General features: G+C 59.1%; 15 protein-coding genes. 12 read left to right on the top strand and 3 right to left on the bottom strand.

What is annotated here, in order from left to right; all coding sequences use genetic code 11:
• Window positions 1-43: 43 nt before the first annotated feature.
• From apaG to NF676_RS24640, 7 genes are all read left to right on the top strand, one after another.
• Window positions 44-424 (top strand): Co2+/Mg2+ efflux facilitator ApaG/CorD, encoded by a 381-nt coding sequence (gene apaG / locus NF676_RS24610; RefSeq protein WP_095181410.1) that lies wholly within the window; start codon window positions 44-46, stop codon window positions 422-424.
• Window positions 424-1,305: a symmetrical bis(5'-nucleosyl)-tetraphosphatase gene (locus NF676_RS24615; RefSeq protein ID WP_056786666.1), complete on the top strand. Its 882-nt coding sequence runs from the start codon at window positions 424-426 to the stop codon at window positions 1,303-1,305. The genes apaG and NF676_RS24615 overlap by 1 nt, the downstream gene beginning before the upstream one ends.
• A 34-nt stretch (window positions 1,306-1,339) precedes the next feature.
• Window positions 1,340-1,669, top strand: coding sequence for a thiosulfate sulfurtransferase GlpE (glpE, locus tag NF676_RS24620; RefSeq protein ID WP_095181409.1), 330 nt, complete (start codon window positions 1,340-1,342; stop codon window positions 1,667-1,669).
• A gap of 296 nt (window positions 1,670-1,965) precedes the next feature.
• Window positions 1,966-3,888, top strand: coding sequence for a PrkA family serine protein kinase (locus NF676_RS24625; protein WP_016772892.1), 1,923 nt, complete (start codon window positions 1,966-1,968; stop codon window positions 3,886-3,888).
• Window positions 3,889-4,007: 119 nt separating this feature from the next.
• Window positions 4,008-5,279 carry a YeaH/YhbH family protein gene (locus NF676_RS24630; protein WP_039757709.1) on the top strand — a complete coding sequence of 424 codons (1,272 nt, stop codon included), beginning with the start codon at window positions 4,008-4,010 and terminating at the stop codon, window positions 5,277-5,279.
• Entirely contained in the window at window positions 5,276-6,838 is a 1,563-nt protein-coding gene (locus NF676_RS24635; protein ID WP_024014545.1) for a SpoVR family protein, read from the top strand. Before NF676_RS24630 ends, NF676_RS24635 begins: the two co-directional genes overlap by 4 nt.
• Window positions 6,839-6,901: 63 nt before the next feature.
• Window positions 6,902-8,131, top strand: coding sequence for a multifunctional CCA addition/repair protein (locus tag NF676_RS24640; RefSeq protein ID WP_252886888.1), 1,230 nt, complete (start codon window positions 6,902-6,904; stop codon window positions 8,129-8,131).
• A gap of 85 nt (window positions 8,132-8,216) precedes the next feature.
• Here NF676_RS24640 and folK read toward each other — a convergent pair whose 3' ends face one another.
• On the bottom strand, window positions 8,217-8,735 hold the full coding sequence (folK, locus tag NF676_RS24645; RefSeq protein ID WP_252886889.1) for a 2-amino-4-hydroxy-6-hydroxymethyldihydropteridine diphosphokinase: 519 nt from the start codon (window positions 8,733-8,735) through the stop codon (window positions 8,217-8,219).
• Window positions 8,726-9,082, bottom strand: coding sequence for a dihydroneopterin aldolase (gene folB / locus NF676_RS24650; protein ID WP_016772885.1), 357 nt, complete (start codon window positions 9,080-9,082; stop codon window positions 8,726-8,728). Before folB ends, folK begins: the two co-directional genes overlap by 10 nt.
• A 74-nt stretch (window positions 9,083-9,156) precedes the next feature.
• Between folB and plsY the strand changes: the two genes are divergently transcribed.
• Window positions 9,157-9,726: a glycerol-3-phosphate 1-O-acyltransferase PlsY gene (gene plsY / locus NF676_RS24655; RefSeq protein WP_252886890.1), complete on the top strand. Its 570-nt coding sequence runs from the start codon at window positions 9,157-9,159 to the stop codon at window positions 9,724-9,726.
• A gap of 23 nt (window positions 9,727-9,749) precedes the next feature.
• Here plsY and tsaD read toward each other — a convergent pair whose 3' ends face one another.
• Entirely contained in the window at window positions 9,750-10,775 is a 1,026-nt protein-coding gene (tsaD, locus tag NF676_RS24660) for a tRNA (adenosine(37)-N6)-threonylcarbamoyltransferase complex transferase subunit TsaD (RefSeq protein WP_039757706.1), read from the bottom strand.
• A gap of 199 nt (window positions 10,776-10,974) precedes the next feature.
• Here tsaD and rpsU point away from each other — a divergent pair, with 199 nt between their 5' ends.
• From rpsU to NF676_RS24680, 4 genes are all read left to right on the top strand, one after another.
• Window positions 10,975-11,190: a 30S ribosomal protein S21 gene (gene rpsU, locus NF676_RS24665; protein ID WP_002551877.1), complete on the top strand. Its 216-nt coding sequence runs from the start codon at window positions 10,975-10,977 to the stop codon at window positions 11,188-11,190.
• Between the two features lie 486 nt (window positions 11,191-11,676).
• Window positions 11,677-13,641, top strand: a complete 1,965-nt coding sequence (gene dnaG / locus NF676_RS24670) for a DNA primase (RefSeq protein WP_252887988.1) — start codon at window positions 11,677-11,679, stop codon at window positions 13,639-13,641.
• A 67-nt stretch (window positions 13,642-13,708) separates the two neighbouring features.
• A complete protein-coding gene (rpoD, locus tag NF676_RS24675) occupies window positions 13,709-15,556 on the top strand; it encodes an RNA polymerase sigma factor RpoD (RefSeq protein WP_024014550.1) in 1,848 nt (615 codons plus the stop codon).
• 125 nt (window positions 15,557-15,681) lie between these two features.
• Window positions 15,682-19,428 carry a bifunctional diguanylate cyclase/phosphodiesterase gene (locus NF676_RS24680; RefSeq protein ID WP_252886891.1) on the top strand — a complete coding sequence of 1,249 codons (3,747 nt, stop codon included), beginning with the start codon at window positions 15,682-15,684 and terminating at the stop codon, window positions 19,426-19,428.
• The last annotated feature ends 1 nt before the right edge of the window (window position 19,429 follow it).

A 19,429-nucleotide genomic window follows, 5' to 3' on the forward strand; every position in this document is an offset into this window, starting at 1 on the left:
CATCAGCTACGCCCCGCGTTCCGCTTCGTTAAGGCCTTCTTGCATGTCCGATTCCCGTTATCAGGTCGATGTCAGCGTCGTCACCCGCTATCTGCCAGACCAATCGCAACCCGAACACGACCGTTTCGCCTTCGCGTACACCATCACCGTACAGAACAACGGCAAGGTTGCGGCCAAGCTTCTGTCCCGGCACTGGGTGATCACCGATGGTGACGGCCATGTCGAACACGTGCGCGGTGAAGGCGTCGTCGGCCAGCAACCGTCGATCGATGTAGGCAAGAGCCATGTCTACACCAGCGGCACAGTGATGACCACCAAGGTCGGCACCATGCAGGGCACTTATCAAATGCTCGCCGACGACGGCAAACATTTCGATGCAATCATTGAACCGTTTCGCCTCGCCGTGCCCGGAGCCCTGCACTGATGACGACGTATGCCGTCGGTGACCTGCAAGGCTGCCTCGAACCGCTCAAGTGCCTGCTCAAACAAGTTGCCTTCGACCCGGCGCTTGACCGGCTGTGGCTGGTCGGCGATCTGGTCAACCGTGGCCCGCAGTCGCTGGAAACCCTGCGTTTTCTCTTTGGCATGCGTGAGTCGCTGGTCTGCGTGCTCGGCAATCACGACCTGCACCTGCTGGCCGCCGCGAAGAAGATCGAGCGTTTGAAGAAAAGCGACACACTGCGCGAAATCATCGAGGCCCCCGATGGGCCGCAGCTGATGGAATGGCTGCGCCAGCAGAAGCTGATGCATTACGATGAAACACGCGATGTTGCGATGGTCCATGCCGGCATCCCGCCGCAGTGGTCGCTGCGCCGTGCGTTGAAGTGCGCCGCCGAAGTCGAGACCGCCCTGCGTGACGACAACGTATTCCCCGCCTACCTTGACGGTATGTACGGCAACGAGCCGGCAAAATGGGACAACGACCTCAAAGGCATTGATCGTCTGCGAGTGATCACCAATTACTTCACACGCATGCGCTTTTGCACCGCCGAGGGCAAGCTCGACCTCAAAAGCAAGGAAGGCCTCGACAGCGCCCCACCCGGCTACAAGCCGTGGTTTCAGCACAAGGAGCGCAAGACCAAAGGCCTGCGCATCATCTTCGGTCACTGGGCGGCGCTCGAGGGCAATATCCACGAGCCGGGCATTTCCGCGCTGGACACCGGATGCGTATGGGGCGGCAGTCTGACGCTTATGAACGTCGACAGCGGCGAACGCCTGTCATGCAAATGCGACGAGCACGGCGGACTTGCGCCATCAGTCGCCCCACTCACCCCTAACGATTCGCCCGTCAACGCCTCGCGTTAGACTGCGCCTTCAGTAGAGCAACAGGTACTTTGTCATGACCGAATTCAAACGAATCCCCCCGGAACAGGCGCAGGCCCTGCGTGAACAGGGCGCAGTCGTAGTCGACGTACGCGATCCGGCGACCTTTGCCGCGCTGCACATCAGCGGCTCCAAACATCTCGACAACCATTCCCTGCACGCTTTCATTCAAGGCGCCGACCTCGATGCACCGACCGTCGTGGTCTGCTACCACGGCAATTCCAGCCAGGGCGCAGCCGCCTATCTGGTCAGCCAAGGCTTCTCCGACGTTTACAGCATGGACGGCGGCTTTGAGCTGTGGCGTACGACTTATCCGTCGGAAACCGCGCAAGGCACCGCCGAATAATTTTTTTGCGCAGCGCAGGCCCCGGCTGCCGTGGGCCTGCGCGCGGCAGACGAACGGTCTGCCACAACTAATTACGTATCTCGCCTTTACCTCTCGAATTCCCAACTATCCTTAAGCGCAGGCCATCCAAAACAGGGGAGAGCCGGTACACCGGCGCGCGGGTCATCGGGAGTAGCTTTCGCGGTTTGTCGACCGTGGGAGAATTCTGGGGGGTAAACAGCAGCTGCCACAGCGACTGCTGCCAGCATCGACTGAGTGATCCGGCGTCGGCTCCACGTATCGAGCGAGGTGACGTCATGAGTATCTTTAGCCACTTCCAACAACGCTTCGAATCCACACGCCAGGAAGAACTCTCTCTGCAGGAGTACCTGGAGCTGTGCAAAAACGATCGCAGCGCCTACGTTTCCGCCGCCGAACGTCTGTTGATGGCGATCGGCGAACCGGAACTGCTCGACACTTCGACCAATTCGAGGCTGTCGCGCATCTTCTCCAACAAGGTGATCCGCCGCTATCCGGCCTTTGAAGACTTCCACGGGATGGAAGAATGCATCGACCAGATCGTCTCGTATTTCCGCCACGCCGCCCAAGGCCTGGAAGAGAAGAAACAGATTCTTTATCTGCTCGGCCCCGTCGGTGGCGGTAAATCGTCCCTGGCCGAGAAGCTGAAACAGCTGATGGAGAAAGTGCCCTTTTATGCCATCAAGGGCTCGCCGGTCTTCGAGTCGCCTCTGGGTCTGTTCAACGCCACCGAAGATGGCGCGATCCTCGAGGAAGATTTCGGCATTCCACGGCGCTACCTGAACACCATCATGTCGCCCTGGGCGACCAAGCGCCTGGCCGAATTCGGCGGCGACATCAGCCAGTTCCGCGTGGTCAAGCTGTACCCATCGATCCTCAATCAGATTGCCGTGGCCAAGACCGAACCCGGTGACGAGAACAACCAGGACATCTCGGCGCTGGTCGGCAAGGTCGATATCCGCAAACTCGAAGAATTCCCACAGAACGACGCTGACGCCTATAGCTACTCCGGTGCGCTGTGCCGGGCCAACCAGGGCTTGATGGAATTCGTCGAAATGTTCAAGGCGCCGATCAAGGTGCTGCACCCATTGCTGACTGCTACCCAGGAGGGCAACTACAACAGTACCGAAGGCCTCGGCGCGATTCCGTTTACCGGCATCCTGCTGGCTCACTCCAATGAATCGGAGTGGCACACCTTCCGCAACAACAAGAACAACGAGGCGTTCATCGACCGGATCTACATCGTCAAAGTGCCGTACTGCCTGCGCGTCAGCGACGAAGTGAAGATCTACGACAAACTGCTTTTCAACAGTTCCCTGTCCAAGGCGCACTGCGCACCGGACACCCTGAAAATGCTCGCGCAGTTCACTGTGCTGTCGCGCCTCAAGGAGCCGGAAAACTCCAACATCTATTCGAAGATGCGCGTCTACGACGGCGAAAACCTGAAAGACACCGATCCGAAGGCCAAGTCGATTCAGGAGTACCGCGATTCGGCCGGTGTCGACGAAGGCATGAACGGCCTGTCGACCCGCTTCGCCTTCAAGATCCTCTCCAAGGTGTTCAACTTCGATCCGCATGAAATCGCCGCCAACCCGGTGCACCTGCTCTATGTGCTGGAACAACAGATCGAACAGGAACAGTTCCAGGCCGAAACCCGCGAACGTTACCTGCGCTATCTGAAGGAGTACCTGGCGCCGCGCTACATCGAGTTTATCGGCAAGGAAATCCAGACCGCTTATCTGGAGTCCTACAGCGAATACGGCCAGAACATCTTCGATCGCTACGTGCTGTACGCGGATTTCTGGATTCAGGATCAGGAGTATCGCGACCCGGAAACCGGCGAGATCCTCAACCGCGTGGCCCTGAACGAAGAGCTGGAAAAAATCGAAAAACCGGCCGGAATCAGCAATCCGAAGGATTTCCGCAACGAGATCGTCAACTTTGTCCTGCGCGCCCGGGCCAACAACAACGGCAAGAACCCGACCTGGCTCAGCTACGAAAAACTGCGGGTGGTCATCGAGAAGAAAATGTTCTCCAACACCGAAGACCTGCTGCCCGTCATCAGCTTCAACGCCAAGGCCAGCAAGGAGGATCAGCAAAAACACAACGACTTCGTTACGCGAATGGTTGAACGTGGCTACACCGATAAACAGGTACGCCTGCTGTCCGAATGGTACCTGCGGGTCCGCAAGTCGCAGTGAGGCAGCTGCAAGCTATAAGCCACAAGCTGCAAGGAGAACGCGCGTGAATCCCCATCCGGGTGAATCGGCCTCTACTTGCAGCTTGCAGCTCAAAACTTGAAGCTCCCCGGAGGGGCCTTATGAGCTATGTGATCGACCGACGCCTCAATGGCAAAAACAAGAGCACGGTGAACCGCCAGCGTTTTCTGCGGCGTTACCGTGACCACATCAAAAAGGCTGTCGAAGAGGCAGTCAGTCGCCGTTCCATCACCGATATGGAGCACGGTGAACAGATCAGCATTCCCGGTCGCGACATCGACGAACCGGTGCTCCATCACGGACGCGGCGGCAAACAGACCGTGGTGCATCCCGGTAACAAAGAGTTCACGGCCGGTGAACATATCGCCCGTCCACCGGGCGGCGGCGGTGGGCGCGGCCCGGGCAAGGCCGGCAATTCAGGCGAAGGAATGGACGAGTTCGTCTTCCAGATCACTCAGGAAGAATTTCTCGAATTCATGTTCGAAGACCTGGAACTGCCGAACCTGGTCAAACGCAACCTGACCGGCACCGACACATTCAAAACCGTACGCGCCGGGATCAGCAACGAAGGTAACCCTTCACGCATCAATATCATCCGCACCCTGCGCTCAGCACATGCACGTCGTATTGCTCTGTCCGGCAGCAGCCGCGCAAAGCTTCGCGAAGCCAAAGAAGAACTGGCGCGGCTCAAGCGCGAAGAACCGGACAACTTCGGCGATATTCAGGAACTCGAAGCTGAAATCGAGAAACTCAGCGCGCGCATTCACCGCGTGCCGTTCCTCGACACCTTCGACTTGAAATACAACCTGTTGGTCAAGCAACCCAATCCCAGTTCCAAAGCAGTGATGTTCTGCCTGATGGACGTGTCCGGTTCTATGACGCAGGCCACCAAGGACATCGCCAAGCGCTTTTTCATCCTGCTGTACCTGTTTCTCAAGCGTAACTACGACAAGATCGACGTGGTGTTCATCCGTCACCACACCAGCGCCCGGGAAGTGGACGAAGAGGAGTTTTTCTATTCTCGTGAGACCGGCGGCACCATTGTTTCCAGCGCCCTGAAGCTGATGCAGGAAATCATGGCCGAGCGCTATCCGAGCAACGAGTGGAACATCTACGCCGCTCAGGCCTCCGACGGCGACAACTGGAACGACGATTCGCCGATCTGCCGCGACATCCTGATCAATCAGATCATGCCGTTTGTGCAGTACTACACTTACGTGGAGATCACCCCGCGCGAACATCAGGCTCTGTGGTACGAGTACGAACGCATCGCCGAAGCCTTCTCTGACACGTTTGCCCAGCAGCAACTGGTCTCGGCCGGAGATATCTATCCGGTCTTCCGTGAACTCTTCCAGCGCAGGTTAGTGACATGACCGCCAAAGAGCAGAAGCGCCAACCCATATCCACCGGCTCCGAATGGACATTCGAGCTGATCCAGACCTACGACCGCGAAATCGCCCGGATCGCGGCCCGTTACGCGCTGGATACCTATCCCAACCAGATCGAAGTGATTACCGCCGAGCAGATGATGGACGCCTATGCCTCGGTGGGCATGCCGTTGGGTTACCACCACTGGTCCTACGGCAAACACTTCCTCAGTACCGAAAAATCCTACAGTCGCGGACAGATGGGCCTCGCCTACGAGATCGTCATCAACTCCGACCCGTGCATCGCCTATCTGATGGAAGAAAACACCATCTGCATGCAGGCGCTGGTGGTGGCTCACGCCTGCTATGGCCACAACAGTTTTTTCAAGGGCAACTACCTGTTCCGCACCTGGACCGATGCCAGTTCAATCATCGATTACCTGGTGTTCGCCAAGCAGTACATCATGCAGTGCGAAGAGCGCCACGGCATCGATGCCGTGGAAGACCTGCTCGATTCCTGCCATGCCCTGATGAATTACGGTGTCGACCGCTACAAGCGCCCGTATCCGATTTCCGCCGAAGAAGAGCGCCGGCGGCAGAAGGATCGCGAAGAGCACATGCAGAAGCAGATCAATGATCTGTGGCGCACCATTCCCAAAGGCGCGGACAAATACAGCGACAAGGACAACGCCCGCTTCCCGGCCGAACCGCAGGAAAACATCCTCTATTTCATCGAGAAACACGCGCCGCTGCTGGAACCCTGGCAGCGCGAGATCGTGCGCATCGTGCGCAAGATCGCCCAGTACTTCTATCCGCAGCGCCAGACCCAAGTCATGAACGAAGGCTGGGCAACGTTCTGGCATTACACGCTGATGAATGACCTGTATGACGAAGGCCTGGTGACCGACGGTTTCATGATGGAGTTCCTCACCTCGCACACCAGCGTGGTGTTTCAGCCTGGCTTTGACAGTCCGTACTACAGCGGCATCAACCCCTATGCATTGGGTTTCGCCATGTACCGCGACATTCGGCGCATGTGCGAAGAGCCTACCGAAGAGGATCGCCGCTGGTTCCCGGACATCGCCGGTTCCGACTGGCTGTCGACCATCAAGTTCGCCATGAGCAGTTTCAAGGATGAGAGCTTCATCCTGCAGTACCTGTCGCCCAAGGTGATCCGTGATCTAAAGCTGTTCAGCATTCTCGATGACGACCAGAAAGACGACTTGCTGGTGCCGGCCATTCATGATGAGGGCGGCTACCGCATCATCCGTGAAACCCTGGCAGCGCAATACAACCTCGGCAATCGTGAGCCGAACGTGCAGATTTACAGCATCGATCGGCGCGGTGATCGCTCGCTGACCCTGCGCCATCAGCAGCACGACCGCAAACCCTTGGGCGACTCCACCGAAGAAGTCCTCAAGCACCTGCACCGGCTCTGGGGCTTCGACATTCATCTGGAAACCCTGCAAGGCGACCAGATCATGAAAACCCATCACGTGCCGCCACGCAGTGAACACAGCGAAGGCGATTACGGCCGGCTCGATCTGGCCGTGATTCATCTTTGATCCGGTTCCGGCCTCCGAAAGTCTGACGCAAGGGTTATCCTGTCGGACTGACGGAGGTTTTTTATGCAGGTTTACAAGGTTGGCGGCGCAGTACGTGATCGCCTGTTGGGGTTGCCGGTCGCTGACATCGACAGGGTCGTGGTGGGCGCCACCACGGAGGAAATGCTCGCCAAGGGATACCGCCCGGTTGGCGCCGACTTTCCGGTGTTTCTGCACCCCAAAACCGGTGAGGAATATGCCCTCGCCCGTACGGAACGCAAGAGTGGCCGGGGTTACGGCGGCTTCACCTTCTACGCAAGTCCCGAAGTGACGCTTGAAGAAGACCTGATTCGCCGCGACCTGACGATCAATGCCATGGCCGAGGACGATCAGCTCAACCTGACCGATCCGTACCATGGTCAGCGCGATCTCGAAGCACGAATCCTGCGCCATGTATCCCCGGCATTCGCCGAAGATCCGCTCCGTGTCCTGCGTGTTGCCCGTTTTGCTGCGCGCTACGCAGGATTGGGCTTTACGGTCGCCGATGAGACCATGGACTTGATGCGCCAGCTCAGTGAGTCCGGCGAATTGCAGGCGCTGACTGCCGAACGTAGCTGGAAGGAGATTTCCCGGGCACTGATGGAAGACCACCCGCAGGTGTTCATCCAGGTCTTGCGCGACTGTGGCGCACTCAAAGAGCTAATGCCGGAAGTCGACGCCTTGTTCGGCGTGCCACAGCCAGAGACCCACCACCCGGAAATCGACACAGGCCTGCACACCCTGAGCGTGCTGGAGCAATCAGCCCTGCACAAACAACCACTGACGGTGCGCTGGGCCTGCCTGCTGCATGACCTTGGTAAAGGCCTGACGCCGGAAGAAGAATGGCCCAGGCATATCGCCCATGAGCACACCGGGCTGAAGCTGATCAAAGCGGTCAACGAGCGCTTCAAGGTCCCCAAGGACTGTCAGGAACTGGCGCTGCTGGTCGGCCAGTATCACACCCATGGGCATCGGGCGCTCGAGTTGAAAGCCTCGACGCTGTTGGAGTTGCTGCAAAGTTTCGATATCTATCGCCGGCCACAGCGCTTCGAGGAATTTATCGCCGCGTGCGAGATGGACGCCCGTGGCCGCAAGGGCCTGGAGCAGCGCAGTTATCCACAGGCGGATTATTTGCGCGGAGCGGCGAAAGCTGCGCGAGCGGTGGCGGTGCAGCCTTTGCTGGAGCAGGGATTCAAGGGGCCGGAACTGGGCGAAGCGCTGAAGCGGGAACGACTGAAGGCGTTGAAAGCCTACAAAGAGGCGGCGACAGCCTGATAAAAAACTTCGCGAGCAGGCTCGCTCCCACATGAGACCTCGATCCAATGTGGGAGCGAGCCTGCTCGCGAAAGCGCATTTGATATCACCGCAAATCCGAAGGCGTGAGCTGCTCCCCCCGCCATTCGAACGCAACCGGTGCCAACACCTGATCAATCTGCGCCTCGGCCCACAACGTCGCAAAGCTCTTGCCCACCCCCGGATGCACCCGATCCGGCGCAATCAACGACAGCGGCCACAGCACAAAGGCATTTTTCAGGATTTCAGCACGCGGCAGCATCAATCCATCGAAATTACCCACCAGATCGCCATACAGCAGCACGTCGATATCCAGCGGCAGACCTTTGCGATCCGGGGCATAACGACCGTTGTCCGCCTCGATGAATTTCAAACGGCGATCAAGCTCTATCAATGGCAGGTCCGTGTAGGCCGAGACCACAAAATTGAAGAACGGCCCGCTCTTGATGCCCACCGGTTGGCTCTCGAACACCGCCGAACAACGGATATCCACCAGGAACGTGGCCAGCGCATCGAGACCGGCGCGCAAATGGGTTTCACGCTCGATATTGCTACCGAGCCCGAGGTAGACCTGAGTCAGCGACATCCGCGCTCGATCTCCACACCCACACCACCCTTGGCCGCTGGAACGGCGCCCGGCTTGGTCAGTTTCAGTCGCACCCAAGTGATCTTGAATTCGGCCATGAGCACTTCAACCAGACGCTCGGCGAAGGTTTCGACCAGCTGGAACTGCGCCTGCTCGGCGAAGGCCTGAATGCGCGTGGAAACACTGGCGTAATCGAGCGCCAGGGTCAGGTCGTCACCGGCGGCGGCCGGGCGATTGTCCCAGGCGAAGCTCAGATCAAGACGCAGGCACTGACGGATGCCGCGCTCCCAGTCGTAGGCACCGATCACGGTGTCGACTTCCAGGCCCTCGATAAACACTCTGTCCAAGCACTTCTCTCCGCTGCACGACAAGGGCGCGATGCGCCGTTAGAATCAGGGCGTCCTCGCCCGGAATAGTTAGCATGTTTTGGTTACTGGCGATTCTCGCCTACCTGCTCGGCTCGCTGTCCTTTGCCATTTTGCTCAGCCGCCTGACCGGAAATCCGGATCCGCGAATGAGTGGCTCGGGTAATGCCGGCGCCACCAACATGCTGCGCCTGGCCGGTCGCAAACTGGCGATCCTGACCCTGCTCGGTGATCTGTGCAAAGGCCTGCTGCCGGTGCTGATCGCCTCGGGCGCGGGCCTTTCAATGCAGGATCAGGCCTGGATTGGTGTGTGCGCCGTGATCGGTCACCTGTTCCCTTTGTACTTTCGCTTTCGTGGCGGCAAAGGCGTTGCCACTGCCGCCGGCATGCTGCTCGGCCTGTATCCACCCGCCGCGCTGCTGGCAGTATGTGCCTGGCTACTGACGTTTTACCTGACCCGCACCAGCTCGCTGGCGGCGCTGATTGCCACGCCACTGACCCTGCCGTTGCTGGCCTGGCAGGAGCCGGAAGCCTTGCTGCCAATGAGCGCGCTGACCTTGCTGATTGTCTGGCGCCATCGCGGCAATCTACGCGACCTGTTTGCCGGGCGCGAACGGCATTTCTGACTGCCGTCCATGAGCGTCGCTCATTACAGCGCCGACAACTGCTCCATTGGCCAGCGTGCCTGCACGGTGATTGCCAGACTTTCCTGCTGACCGGCCTTCAGGCGCTGGCAACCGGCAAATGCGATCATCGCGCCATTGTCGGTGCAGAACTCCGGGCGCGCATAGAACACATCACCCTTCATATCGCCGAGCATCTTTTCCAGCGAAACCCGCAACGCCTTGTTGGCGCTGACGCCGCCGGCAATCACCAGTCGCTTCATGCCTGCCTGTTTCAGGGCGCGCTTGCACTTGATGGTCAAAGTCTCCACCACGGCCTGCTGGAACGCCAGCGCGATGTCGCAACGGGCTTGCTCGCCGTCGTCCCCGGCGCTGACGCATTGCTGCCAGGTATTGAGGGCGAAGGTTTTCAAGCCGCTGAAACTGAAGTCCAGACCCGGGCGATCACACATCGGACGCGGAAAGGTGAAACGTCCTGCGACGCCCTTCTCGGCCAGCTTGGCGATTTCCGGCCCGCCGGGGTAATTGAGGCCCATCATCTTCGCGGTTTTGTCGAAAGCTTCGCCGGCCGCATCGTCGAGCGTCTCGCCGAGCAGGCTGTATTGGCCAATGCCGTCGACCTGAACCAACTGGGTATGACCACCGGAAACCAACAAAGCGACGAACGGAAATTCCGGCGGTTTCGGTTCCAGCATCGGCGCCAGCAAGTGGCCTTCCATGTGGTGCACACCGAGAGCCGGAATGCCCCAGGCAAACGCCAGCGCCTGCGCGCAGGAAGCACCGACCAGCAACGCGCCGACCAGGCCAGGACCTGCGGTATAGGCGATTGCATCGATCTCGGTCGGCACACAGTCGGCCTCGGCCAACACCTGACGGATCAAGGGCAGCATGCGTTTGACGTGGTCACGCGAGGCCAGCTCCGGCACCACACCGCCATAGACACGGTGCAGGTCGATCTGACTGAACAGCGCGTCGGCCAGCAGACCGCGTTCACTGTCATACAATGCGACGCCGGTTTCGTCGCAGGAGGTTTCTAATCCCAGTACTAGCATGGGTTTGCGCCTTGTTTAGGCTGAATTCGAAGGCGCGCATAATAGTCGCCACGTGATGCCCCGACCAGCGGTTTTCGATCAGAGGCTTTGCATTCCGAGCGATGAGGGGTTAACATCCGCAACCCTTAAAAACCGACGTCTTCAAGTGCTCTTTTGCCGCGAGGATGTTGACCCCGGTAATGAATGAAGGTAGCTCTGGATGCCAGCCGTCAAAGTAAAAGAGAACGAACCCTTCGACGTAGCTCTGCGTCGTTTCAAGCGCTCCTGCGAAAAAGCCGGTGTACTGGCTGAAGTTCGTAGCCGCGAATTTTACGAGAAGCCAACTTCTGAGCGTAAGCGCAAGGCAGCAGCCGCTGTTAAGCGTCACGCCAAGAAAGTTCAGCGCGAACAGCGCCGCGCCGTTCGTCTGTACTAATCCACAGACGTTCGTAGCAAGCTTCTTGCCTAAGCCCGGCCCTCAGCCGGGCTAATGGCATTTGCGTAAAACGCTTGATGCTTCACCGTCGACGCCGCCGATGCGACCGAGACAAATCTGCTTCACCGCGTCAGGCCTGGCTCTTTTGCCAGCGGTGCACGTCTTTTCTGACGAGCCTTTCAAGGCTACTGACGAGCACACCCACTGATTCCTCTTACGACGATCAGCCCAAGGCACCTGCATGCGTGCCCGCTTTATTGAGCTATCCGAGGTCGATAATCGGCCGTCAGCGGATTCAGCGCAACACTTTCACATAGTCGAAGACTGATAGGTACTAACGTCAGTGGATTTTCGGCAGATACACTTCCCGACAGCGATTCCGCAGACGACACCGGTCGAGCCGCACTTTTTGTGCGTTTCCAGCAATGGCCCGCGTCCGACGGCCTGTCGCAACGGATTTATTGCAGCGCAGACGACGAGAACGCCATGGCCGGGCTGATTCCCCAGAGCTTCATTGACGACCTGCTGAACCGCACCGACATCGTCGACGTGGTCAGCTCGCGCGTGCAATTGAAGAAGGCCGGTAAGAACTACACCGCCTGCTGCCCGTTCCATAAAGAGAAAACCCCGTCATTCAGCGTCAGCCCCGACAAACAGTTCTATTACTGCTTCGGTTGCGGCGCCGGCGGCAACGCCCTCGGCTTTCTCATGGATCACGACAATCTGGATTTCCCCCAGGCTGTCGAAGATCTGGCAAAAGCCGCCGGCATGGAAATCCCCCGCGAAGAAAGCGGTCGCGAGCGCAAGCCGCGCCAGCCGACCGATTCGCCGCTGTACCCGCTGCTGACCGCCGCCGCTGATTTTTACCGGCAGGCACTCAAGAGTCATCCGTCGCGCAAGGCTGCGGTGGATTACCTCAAGGGGCGCGGGCTGACGGGCGAGATCGCTCGGGATTTCGGCCTCGGTTTTGCGCCGCCGGGCTGGGACAACCTGCTCAAGCATCTGAGCAGCGACACCCTGCAACAGAAAGCCATGATCGAAGCCGGCCTGCTGATCGAGAACGCCGAAACCGGCAAGCGTTACGATCGCTTCCGCGATCGCGTGATGTTCCCGATCCGCGACACCCGCGGACGAATCATCGCCTTCGGCGGCCGCGTACTGGGCGACGACAAGCCCAAGTACCTGAACTCACCGGAAACACCGGTATTCCATAAAGGCCAGGAACTCTACGGCCTTTATGAAGCACGCAAAAATAATCGCAACCTCGACGAAATCATCGTCGTCGAGGGTTACATGGACGTCATCGCCCTCGCCCAGCAAGGCTTGCGCAATGCCGTCGCCACGCTGGGTACCGCGACCAGCGAAGAACACCTCAAGCGCTTGTTCCGCGTCGTCCCGAACGTGTTGTTCTGCTTCGACGGCGACCAGGCCGGCCGCAACGCAGCCTGGCGTGCACTGGAAGCGACCCTGCCGTGCCTGCAGGACGGTCGTCGCGCGCGGTTCCTGTTTTTGCCCGAAGGCGAAGACCCGGACACCCTGGTTCGCGCGGAAGGCACCGACGCATTCAAGGCGCGCATCAATCAGCACGCGCAGCCGCTGGCCGATTATTTTTTCCAGCAACTGACCGAAGAATCCGACCCGCGCTCTCTTGAGGGCAAGGCGCACATGGCCACCCTCGCCGCACCATTGATCGACAAGGTGCCGGGCGCAAACCTGCGTATTCTCATGCGTCAGCGCCTGACCGAAATCACTGGCCTGAGCAGCGAAACCGTCAGCCAATTGGTTCAGAGTGCGCCGCAGGAAGCACCGCCCGCCTACGATCCGGGCTTCGATTATGACGCCATGCCGGACTACAGCGACTACCATCAGCCGCAGGCGCAGGACATGTATGTGCCGCAGCAGGAATGGACGCCGAAGAAACCCGGCGCCGGCGGCAAGAAGTGGGACAAGAAACCGTGGGACAAGAACGGCAAGCGTGGTGGCGATCGCGAACAGCAGCGCCCGCGTACGCCGATTGGCGTTGAATCGCCAACCCTGACGGCACTGCGAACATTGCTCCATCATCCGCAACTGGCCAAGCGCGTCGAAGACGCCGGGCACATTGCCGATGAAAATCAGACCAACGCCCAGCTGCTTGTGGCGCTGCTCGAAGCCGTACAGAAGAATCCCAAGCTAAACTCATTTCAGCTGATCGCGCGATGGCACGGTACTGAACAGGGTCGCTTACTCAAGGCGCTGGCAGAAAAGGAATGGCTGATTGACGGAGATAACCTTGAACAACAGTTTTTCGACACCATTACTAGCTTGTCCGCCCGCCAACGCGAGCGAAATCTCGAACAGTTACTCAGGAAAGCGCGGCAAAGCGAACTGAGCGTCGAAGAGAAAAATCAACTGCGCGACCTTTTAAGTCGCAATGTTTCCGCATCAAACCCGACCTCAACTGGCGCGTGAGGTCATAGCTCAGGTATAATCCTCGGCTTGTTTTTTGCCCGCCAAGACCTTCAGTGGATAGGGTGTTATGTCCGGAAAAGCGCAACAGCAGTCTCGTATTATTGAGTTGATCAAACTGGGTCGTGAGCAGAAGTATCTGACTTACGCCGAGGTCAACGACCACCTGCCCGAGGATATTTCAGATCCGGAGCAGGTGGAAGACATCATCCGCATGATTAACGACATGGGGATCCCCGTACACGAGAGTGCTCCGGATGCGGACGCCCTTATGTTGGCCGACGCCGATACCGACGAGGCCGCTGCGGAAGAAGCAGCCGCTGCGTTGGCGGCGGTGGAGACCGATATCGGTCGCACCACTGACCCGGTGCGCATGTACATGCGTGAAATGGGTACGGTCGAGCTTCTGACCCGTGAAGGCGAAATCGAAATCGCCAAGCGGATCGAAGAAGGCATTCGTGAAGTTATGAGCGCGATTGCGCACTTCCCAGGCACGGTTGACCACATTCTCTCCGAGTACACCCGCGTCACCACCGAAGGTGGTCGCCTGTCCGACGTCCTGAGCGGTTATATCGACCCGGACGACGGCATCGCGCCGCCTGCGGCAGAAGTGCCGCCGCCGGTTGACCCGAAAGCCGTCAAGGCCGACGACGATACCGACGACGATGATGCCGAATCTTCCGACGATGAAGAAGAAGCCGAAAGCGGTCCGGATCCGGTCATCGCTGCGCAGCGCTTCGGTGCCGTCGCCGACCAGATGGAAATCACCCGCAAGGCCCTGAAAAAGCACGGTCGTCACAACAAGGCAGCCGTTGCCGAGTTGCTGGCCCTGGCCGAGCTGTTCATGCCGATCAAACTGGTGCCGAAGCAATTCGAAGCCCTGGTCGAGCGTGTACGCAGTGCCCTGGATCGCCTGCGTCAGCAAGAGCGCGCGATCATGCAGCTGTGCGTACGTGATGCACGTATGCCGCGCGCCGATTTCCTGCGTCAGTTCCCGGGCAACGAAGTCGACGAAAGCTGGTCCGACGCCCTGGCCAAAGGCAAGAGCAAGTACGCCGAAGCCATCGGTCGCGTGCAGCCGGACATCATCCGTTGCCAGCAGAAGCTGATTGCGCTGGAAACCGAGACCGGCCTGACCATCGCAGAAATCAAGGACATCAACCGTCGCATGTCGATCGGTGAGGCCAAGGCCCGCCGCGCGAAAAAAGAGATGGTTGAAGCCAACCTGCGTCTGGTGATCTCGATCGCCAAGAAGTACACCAACCGCGGCCTGCAATTCCTCGATCTGATCCAGGAAGGCAACATCGGCCTGATGAAGGCGGTGGACAAGTTCGAATACCGTCGCGGTTACAAGTTCTCGACTTATGCCACCTGGTGGATCCGTCAGGCGATCACTCGCTCGATCGCCGACCAGGCGCGCACCATCCGTATCCCGGTGCACATGATCGAGACGATCAACAAGCTCAACCGTATTTCCCGGCAGATGTTGCAGGAAATGGGTCGCGAACCGACTCCGGAAGAGCTGGGCGAACGCATGGAAATGCCTGAGGACAAGATCCGCAAGGTACTGAAGATCGCCAAAGAGCCGATCTCCATGGAAACCCCGATCGGTGATGACGAAGACTCCCATCTGGGCGACTTCATCGAAGACTCGACCATGCAGTCGCCAATCGATGTCGCCACAGTGGAAAGCCTGAAGGAAGCGACTCGCGAAGTGCTGTCCGGCCTCACTGCCCGTGAAGCCAAGGTACTACGCATGCGTTTCGGTATCGACATGAACACCGACCACACGCTCGAAGAGGTGGGCAAACAGTTTGACGTAACGCGTGAGCGGATCCGTCAGATCGAAGCCAAGGCGCTGCGCAAGCTGCGCCACCCGACGCGAAGCGAGCATCTGCGCTCCTTCCTCGACGAGTGATACCAGAACCCCCGGCCCAGGCCGGGGGTTTTGTTTTATGGCAGATTAAATTCCCCGCTCCGCCCTCCCCGTCGCTTACCCCGTCTACACTCGAAACAATCATCCCAAGCCCTGACGAGAGCGTTATGCCCAGACTGGCGCCCGTGCTTTTTCTGCTGTCATTGATGATCTGCACCGCCACGGCTGACGCGCTGACTCTCACCGATGAAGAACGCAGCTGGCTGGCGGCTCACCCTGACTTGCGCCTGGGTGTTGATGCATCGTGGCCGCCCTTCGAGTTCCGTGACGATCAGAACCGCTATCAGGGCCTGGCTGCCGACTATATCGAGGTGATCCGTGAACGTCTGGCAATCAAGCTGACGCCCATCGAGCCCGCAAGCTGGACAGTGGTGCTGGAGCAGGTGAAAAAAGGCAAGATCGATTTGCTGCCGGGAATCATGTCCACGCCGGAACGCCAGAATTACCTGTCATTTACCCGGCCGTATCTCGACTTCCCGATCGTCATTCTGGCCCATGTCGGCGGGGCCCAGCCGCGCAAACTCGACGACCTGTACGGTCTGAAAATCGCCGTAGTGGAAAACTACGCTCCCCACGAACTGCTGCGCACTCACCATCCCGATCTGAATCTGGTGGCCATGCCCAATGTCAGTTCGGCGCTGCAAGCCCTGGCGACCGATGAAGTGGACGCGGTGGTCGGCGATCTGGCTTCCAGCGTGTGGAGCCTGCGCCAGCTCAAACTCGACGGCCTCTACGTCAGCGGCGAAACCCCGTATCGCTATCAACTGGCGATGGCCGTGCCCCGCGACAACAAGATGTTGGTGGGCATTCTCGATAAAGTCCTGGCCGACATGACACCGGCGGAAATCAGCAGCATTCAGGAACATTGGGTCGGTAATGTGCTCGACCACCGCACATTCTGGTCAGATCTGCTGATGTATGGCCTGCCCGGTCTGTTGTTGTTGATGACGGTGCTGGCCGTGGTGATTCGCATCAACCGCCGCCTGAGCTCGGAAATCTCCCGGCGCATCGACCTCGAACAGGAATTGCGCAGCAGCGAATATCACTACCGCGGTCTGGTGGAGAGCTTGTCGGCGATCGCTTGGGAAGCGCGGATGAGCGACTTCACCTACAGCTATGTTTCGCCCCATGCTGAAGACCTGCTCGGGTATCCACAGTCTCACTGGCTGATTCCGGGTTTCTGGCACAACATCATTCACCCCGCCGACCTGACCCGCACGCAAAACTATTGCAGGGAAGCGCTGCGCCAGGGCCGCGATCACATCGTCGACTATCGCGTGATCACCGCCGACGGCCGCTGCCTGTGGGTGCGCGACATTGTCAGCCTGATCGAGCATGGCCACGAACCGGTGATGCGCGGGTTGATGATCGATATCAGCGAAATCAAACGCACCGAAGAAGCGCTGCGGCTGTCCGAGCAGAAGTTCGCTTCGGTGTTTGAGCAATGCCCGGACATTCTGGTGATTGCGCGCCTGTCCGACGGCTGCCTGCTGGAGGTTAACGAGGCCTTCGAAGAGCAGATCGGCCTCAGGGCCGAGGAGGTGATCGGCCAGACCGCCACCAACCTCAATATCTGGGGCATCCCCGGGGTGGGGCCGGGCCTCTTGCAGCGTTTGCAGGCCGGCAGCATCCGTAATCTGGAAATGCCCTTTCGCCGCAACAACGGCCAACTGTTCACCGGGCTGATTTCCGCCGAGCCCTTCGACCTCGATACCACACCGGCGCTGGTGGTTGTAGTACGCGACATCAGCCAGCTCAAGGAAACCCAACAGCAACTGCAAACCTCTGAAGAAAAATTCGCCAAGGCTTTCCATGCGTCGCCCGACGGCCTGTTGCTGTCGCGCCAGAGCGACGGCCTGCTGCTGGAGGTTAACGAAGGTTTCAGCCGCATCACCGGTTTCAACAGCGCCATGTCGGTGGATCGGTCGACACTGGACCTGGGTATCTGGGTCAACCTCAACGAACGCAAGCAGATGCTCGATCTGCTAAAGCGCGACGGGCTTGTACGCGACTTCACTTGCCACATCCGTCGCAGCGACGGGCAGATTCGCCTGTGCGAAGTGTCCAGTCGACCGCTGCCGATCGGCGACGAGGATTGCATGCTGACCATCGCCCGCGACATCACCGAACGCCATCTCATGCAGGAAAAACTGCAGCAGGCCGCGACCGTTTTCGAGAGCACCGCCGAGGGCGTGTTGATCACCGATACTCAACAACACATCAGCGCCGTCAATCGCGCATTCACCGAAATCACCGGTTACAGCGAAAGTGAAGCGCTGGGCCACACGCCACGCTTGCTGGCGTCAGGGCTGCATGACAGCGCTTTCTACGCGGCGATGTGGCACCAATTGACTGACGAAGGCCACTGGCAAGGCGAGATTTCCAACCGGCGCAAGAACGGCGAGCTGTACCCGAGCTGGCTGACCATCAGCGCCGTGCGCAATCGCGACAAGTTCATCACTCACTTCGTCGCGGTGTTCGCCGATATTTCCAGCCTCAAGCATGCCCAGGCCAAGCTCGATTACCAGGCTCACCACGACCCCCTCACCGGTTTGCCCAACCGCACCTTGTTCGAGAGTCGCCTGCAAATGGCCCTGACCAGCCAGCAGGAAAATGGCGGCCAGGGCGCGGTGCTGTTTCTCGATCTCGACCGCTTCAAACACATCAACGACAGCCTCGGCCACCCGGTCGGCGACCTGTTGCTCAAGGGCATTGCCGTGCGCTTGAAAGAACAATTGCGCGATATCGACACGGTCGCGCGATTGGGCGGTGACGAATTCATCATCCTGTTGCCAGGCTTGCAGCAAGCCAGTGACGCCGACAACATCGCGACGAAACTGCTCAACTGCTTCGGTGCGCCGTTCCAGGCCGGCGAACACGAGTTTTTTATCAGCGCGAGCATCGGCACCAGCCTTTATCCCCGCGACGGCTGCGATGTCGCCACACTGGTGAAAAACGCCGACGCGGCGATGTACCGCTCCAAAGCCAAGGGGCGTAACCGCGTCGAAAGCTACACCCGCGACCTCACCGCCCAGGCCAGCGAGCGCGTAGCGCTGGAACACGAACTGCGCCGCGCCATCGAGCGCGATGAGCTGTTTCTCTGTTACCAACCGAAAATCAGCCTGGTCGACCACAGTCTGGTCGGTGCAGAGGCGCTGATTCGCTGGCGCCACCCAACCTTCGGCGACGTGCCGCCCGAGCATTTCATTCCGCTGGCCGAAGAGAACGGCATGATCCTGCAGATCGGTGACTGGGTGCTGGAGACCGCTTGCCGGCAAATGTTCGAGTGGAGCCGAATCTACCAACCGCTGGGGCCGCTCTCGGTGAACCTCGCTGGCGCGCAGCTGCGTCAGCCGAACCTGTTGGTGCGCATCGAGCAACTGCTCAAGGACAACCGCCTCAGGCCGGATTTACTGCAACTGGAAATTACCGAGAATTTCATCATGAGTCAGGCCGAAGAGGCGCTGGCAGTGCTGCACCAGCTCAAACACCTCGGCGTGCAACTGGCGATCGATGACTTCGGCACCGGCTACTCCTCGCTCAGCTATCTCAAACGCCTGCCGCTGGACATCCTCAAGATCGACCAGTCCTTCGTCCGCGGACTGCCTGACGACCCCCACGACGCAGCGATCGTACGCGCCATCATCGCGCTCGGTCGCAGCATGCAATTCACCGTGATTGCCGAAGGCGTGGAAACCCAGGCGCAACAACAATTCCTCGCCGCAGAAGGTTGTGAACAGATCCAGGGCTACATCGTCAGCCTGCCGCTGCCCCCGGACGAATTCGCCGCGACGTTTCTGCATGTAACCGTATCGGATTTTTCGGATAGCACAGCCGCGAAACCGTCGCTATAAT

Origin of the sequence: Pseudomonas siliginis (genome assembly GCF_024072275.1) — a bacterium.
GTDB lineage: Bacteria > Pseudomonadota > Gammaproteobacteria > Pseudomonadales > Pseudomonadaceae > Aquipseudomonas > Aquipseudomonas siliginis.